General features: G+C 46.7%; 4 protein-coding genes and 2 pseudogenes. 3 read left to right on the plus strand and 3 right to left on the minus strand.

All coding sequences use genetic code 11. The annotated features are described in order from the left end of the window. Positions 1–281: pseudogene (locus ACP4IT_RS12375) on the plus strand (IS30 family transposase); the annotation flags it as partial. A 12-nt stretch (positions 282–293) separates the two neighbouring features. Here the strand turns inward: ACP4IT_RS12375 and ACP4IT_RS12380 are convergent. Both ACP4IT_RS12380 and ACP4IT_RS12385 read right to left on the minus strand, forming a co-directional pair. Continuing rightward, positions 294–383 (minus strand): annotated as a pseudogene (locus ACP4IT_RS12380) (cation transporter); the annotation flags it as partial. A gap of 128 nt (positions 384–511) precedes the next feature. Then, a complete protein-coding gene (locus ACP4IT_RS12385; RefSeq protein WP_003576326.1) occupies positions 512–703 on the minus strand; it encodes a hypothetical protein in 192 nt (63 codons plus the stop codon). Positions 704–829: 126 nt separating this feature from the next. Here ACP4IT_RS12385 and ACP4IT_RS12390 point away from each other — a divergent pair, with 126 nt between their 5' ends. Together ACP4IT_RS12390 and ACP4IT_RS12395 are read left to right on the plus strand one after the other, a co-directional pair. After that, positions 830–2,359, plus strand: a complete 1,530-nt coding sequence (locus ACP4IT_RS12390; RefSeq protein ID WP_024855733.1) for a multicopper oxidase family protein — start codon at positions 830–832, stop codon at positions 2,357–2,359. Between the two features lie 39 nt (positions 2,360–2,398). Then, positions 2,399–3,772 (plus strand): MFS transporter, encoded by a 1,374-nt coding sequence (locus tag ACP4IT_RS12395; RefSeq protein ID WP_003690687.1) that lies wholly within the window; start codon positions 2,399–2,401, stop codon positions 3,770–3,772. A 153-nt stretch (positions 3,773–3,925) separates the two neighbouring features. Here the strand turns inward: ACP4IT_RS12395 and ACP4IT_RS12400 are convergent, their stop codons facing one another. Beyond that, the gene (locus ACP4IT_RS12400; RefSeq protein WP_003580900.1) at positions 3,926–4,291 is read right to left on the minus strand and encodes a hypothetical protein; all 366 of its coding nucleotides are present in this window, start codon (positions 4,289–4,291) and stop codon (positions 3,926–3,928) included. Between the last annotated feature and the right edge of the window lie 332 nt (positions 4,292–4,623).

Raw genomic sequence — 4,623 nt, forward strand, 5'->3', positions numbered from 1 at the left:
TGGACCGTGGCACTGAGTTTAGTGGGCTAGTATCACTTGAATCACAATATGGTATTAAGACCTATTACTGCCATGCTTATACGCCAGCTGAACGTGGTAGTAATGAACGCTTTAATCGGAATTGACGTTATTTTTATCCTAAAGGGACTCGTTTTGAGCACATTAGTGCTCAAAATTTAACGACGACGTTACTCCAAATTAACTAGCGACCGCTTAAAATACTCGACTGGCAAACACCGTATCAGGTTATGCTGACAAATTTGTCCAAAAATTCGGATTAAATTTGCAATCTACCACTCAAATGCCATCCATGCCGTTGAAAAATATTCAACCCGTAAGGCTGACGTCATGGTTTGTTTCTGCGTCATTGACAGTTGCTGCATTAAACGACCCTCTTTCATGTGACTGTTCATCTAAGTACAGACACATGATATATTCAACATATGTATATGTCAACATATAACGCCGATCAATGACTCCATGAAAGGTCTTGCAGCAACTTCTTAACAAACTAGTGCTGGTGGGCGTGTTGTTGACTTGACTGGGGCCGATAAGCGGCAACTAACCCTGTCACAGCGTCCAAAGTCATAATCAGACCCATTAACCACATCGCTGCCATATTGTGCATGGTACCAATTAGAATCAGCAGCACCACATTTAACGCCAGCATGAGCCAGCCCATTGTTTTCGACATTTGTTGCATGAAAATCCTCCTCAAGTGTATGGATAAGACCTATACCATTTTTCAATACTACTTTAGGTTAATTCTAAATTATGTTTATGGCAACCCTAAAAAGTGTTAAAATTCTTGTCAGAGGGGGAAATCACGATGAAAATCTATACGGACTATTTCTTTGATGAGCCAGCGTTTGATCTCCACGATGGCGGGTACGTGCCGCTTGAGGTCAGTGATGCGCCTGAGAAGCCCTTAAATGTGCCGCCGTTGTTGAAACCGGATAAAGAGACGGCGACCGACGTTTATTACACGGTGACAGCAGAGGCTGGGGAAACGCAACTGTTACCTGGGGCGAAGACCAAGACGTGGGGCTATAATACCAGTCTGTTAGGTCAGACGATTGTGTATCGCCGTGGTCAGCATACGCATGTGACACTGAAAAACACCCTGCCTGAGTTGACCACTTTTCATTGGCATGGGGCTAATGTCAGTGGCCCTTATGTTGATGGCGGATGCCATGCGCCGGTTTATCCGGGTGAAAGTAAGCATATCGACTTCACATTGGAACAACCGGCGACGACTTTGTGGCTGCACGCGCATCCGTGCCCATCCACAGCCGAGCAGGTTTGGCATGGTTTGGCTGCCATGGTGATTGTCAAAGACGACCATGAAGCCAGCCTGCCATTGCCAAGGAACTATGGCGTTGACGATATTCCGGTCATTTTGCAAGACCGGCGTTTTCATGAGAACAACCAGTGGGACTACCGGGCTGATTATGATCCTGACGGTGTTGCTGGGCCAACTGCAATGATTAACGGTGACATCAATCCCTATTTTGATGTCACCACGCAAAAGGTCCGGTTGCGTTTTCTGGATGGTGCTAATCGCCGTGAATGGCGGTTGCATTTTTCCGATGACCTGCCATTTACGCAAATTGGCGGGGATGGCTCACTGTTACCGGAGCCGGTCAAATTTACCCATTTGATGCTGACTTGTGCTGAGCGTGCCGAAGTGATTGTTGATTTTGGCCAATACCATGAAGGCGACGAGGTCACCTTATATACGGATGATGTGCCATTGCTAAAGTTCCGCATTCATGCGTTCAAACCGGATCAGACTACCTTGCCTGATAAGTTGTTCGATGTGAAGGCACCAGTGGTTGACCCGGCTTTGCCAGTTCGCCACGTTGTGATGCAGGGGATGGACGAAGGTGTTGCGATTGATGGTAAAAAGTTTGCCATGCAGCGGATTGATGCCACGCAACCAATTGGCAAAGCCCAGTACTGGGATGTTACCAATAGCAATGATGCGCCTGGAATGGTTCATCCATTCCATGTGCATGGAACCCAATTCTTAGTCTTGTCGCGGAATGGGCATGCGCCGTATCCAAATGAACATGGTTTCAAAGATACAATTGGCGTGAATCCTGGTGAAACGGTTCGGCTGCTGGTTCGCTTTGATTTGCCAGGGGTTTATATGTATCACTGCCATATCATTGAGCACGAAGATGGCGGCATGATGGCACAGATTGAAACATTCGATCCAGCCAAGCCAAAGCAAGAATATAAATTGATGGATATGGATACGTTAATGATGGCCTTGGCTAAAGAACGTGGCGTCAAACCATCTGAGATTTGGATGGGCGGTATGCAGTCTTATGAAAAAATGGGAATGAAAATGTAAACGTCCCACAATACTAATATAGAAAAAGATGATTTTAATATGCACTCTCCAACGATCAAACATCGCGGGGCTTTTGTCGCCACGTTACTGACAGGTACCTTTTCGATGTCAATTTCTCAGTCTTCTTTAAGCACCGCTTATCCTGCTTTTATGAAAGCTTTTGGTTTAGGAGCGGATACAGTTGCTTGGCTGACAACCGGCTTTATGTTGGTGATGACCTTGATGATTCCGGTTAGCCCATGGCTGTTGCATAATGTTACTTTCCAACGGCTTTTCCAAGCGATTGAACTCATTTTTGCCATTGGGACAGGCTTATGTATCTGGGCACCGAGTTTTACCGTGCTCATGATTGGCCGGTTGCTTGAAGCGATTGCGGTCGGGATTATTTTCCCGAGTTTCCAGACCGTGTTGCTGACGATTACGCCGCATAGTGAGCGTGGTCGGGTGATGGGCACGGCGGGATTGGTCATGGGCTCAGCCTTGGCAGTCGGTCCGATTATTTCCGGTGTTTTGCTGACATGGTTCCCTTGGCAGGCTTTATTCTTGTTCTTCTTGGTCGTTTCGCTGCTTGTGCTGGCCGTTTCAACGGTGACCATTGCGTCTGTCATGCCATTGCAACCGACGCAACTGGACTGGGTGTCCTTCCTTTTATCCGCAAGTTTTCCAATTCTACTTTATGCCTTGGGTGCTTTGTCGAAAAAAGGCTTAACTGTTGGCGTGGTTGGTTTGTTGATTTTAGGCGTTCTGGCAGCTGGTATTTTCGTTGTTCGGCAATTGAATCGCCAACCACCAATGTTGCAAATGCGAGTTTTTGCCACTGGTATGTTTACTAAAGCGGTGTTTCTGACCGGAATTTCATACGTCGGTTTGATTGTCACCACTATCCTGATGCCGCTTTACTTTCAAACGCTACTTGGTTTGTCACCGTTGATTTCTGGCTTGTCCTTAGTGCCAGCTGCGGTGTTGCTGAGTATTTTGAATCCAATTAGCGGGCGCCTACTGGATCGCTTTGGACCGCGTGTCGTGGCCATGATTGGCATGTTGTTGATTACTGGCGGCTTTGGTCTGTTAGCAGTCTTTGCCCATCATTTACCGCTGATTGGGGCAATTATGTTGGCGATGGCGACTGAAGCCGGCAATGCCTTTGTGATGATGCCTTCAGTGACGGCTGGCGCGAATGCTTTGCCGAATGAGCTCGTGGCAGACGGCACTGCGGTTACGACGACGGCTCGTCAGTTATTTGGTTCTGCCGGTGTCATGTTCGCCACAGTGTTGTTGGATGGCATGCAAACCACGCTGCGAAGTCATGCTGGCGGTTTTGCTGTTACCTTCGCTGTGTTTGCTGGCGTGGGCCTGATTGGCTTGCTGTTGGCGTTGACGTTACCAAAGGAAGTCGCGAAGAAAGCGGTATAGCTGCGAATTCGTGCTTAGTTGCAACAAAAATGACCGTCTACTTTTTGGTAGGCGGTCATTTTTGTTGCAACTAAGCATGCTTGACTGGGTACTTAGCCGCAAATGATCAGGAGAGAAGCATCGCGACTAGGAAAGGAGGGCAACACGGTTGCTTTAGTCAACAAAGACCAGTTCGATAGTTTCATCTTCCGGTTTGATGTTGACAGATAAATGACGATTAAGGTCGGCCACCAGTTTGCGTGCGAAGGCCATCTTCTCGTCGAATTCGGTCATGTGCGAAGTAAACGGGACGCTTTGGTAATTAAAGTTTTCGCCGATATAGCCCGGATCAGTCACGTAGCGCAAGTTGTTTTCGTCGTGGCGACTGCCCGGTTTCAGGACGGTATCCAAATACTGATAGAGAATCGTTGGATCGTAGTTCAGCGGCTTATCAAGGGTCGTGGAAAGCTTGTAGCCGGTTGCTTGACCAGCGAATTGTTCGTTGATTTGGACTTGGGTAAGGCTTTGATACAATTTCAAAACGATCACTCCTCTTCTTTTCACTTTTAGTATAGCAGTTATGGTAGATTGTAAAATTAATCCGAACAGCGTTCGGATTAATTTTACAATCCACCATAATAGTCTTGCATATTTAGATGTCCTTTCGGGGATAATCTGTGGGTATCGGGTGTGGCCGATGCCTTTTTTATTTTCCATTATATCAAAAGGCGGTCTAGTGAGAATCCGAAGATTCTCACTAGACCGTCTTATTTGTGGAGACTTATGTCACAGCCTCTTTTTGATTTATTCGTGATCCTAAACAGCAAGTTATAAGTGGTCGTTACAATTTCTATTTTGTAAACTCAAGTTCA

The sequence above is a fragment of the Levilactobacillus sp. LN180102 genome, assembly GCF_050106635.1.
Lineage (GTDB): Bacteria > Bacillota > Bacilli > Lactobacillales > Lactobacillaceae > Levilactobacillus > Levilactobacillus brevis.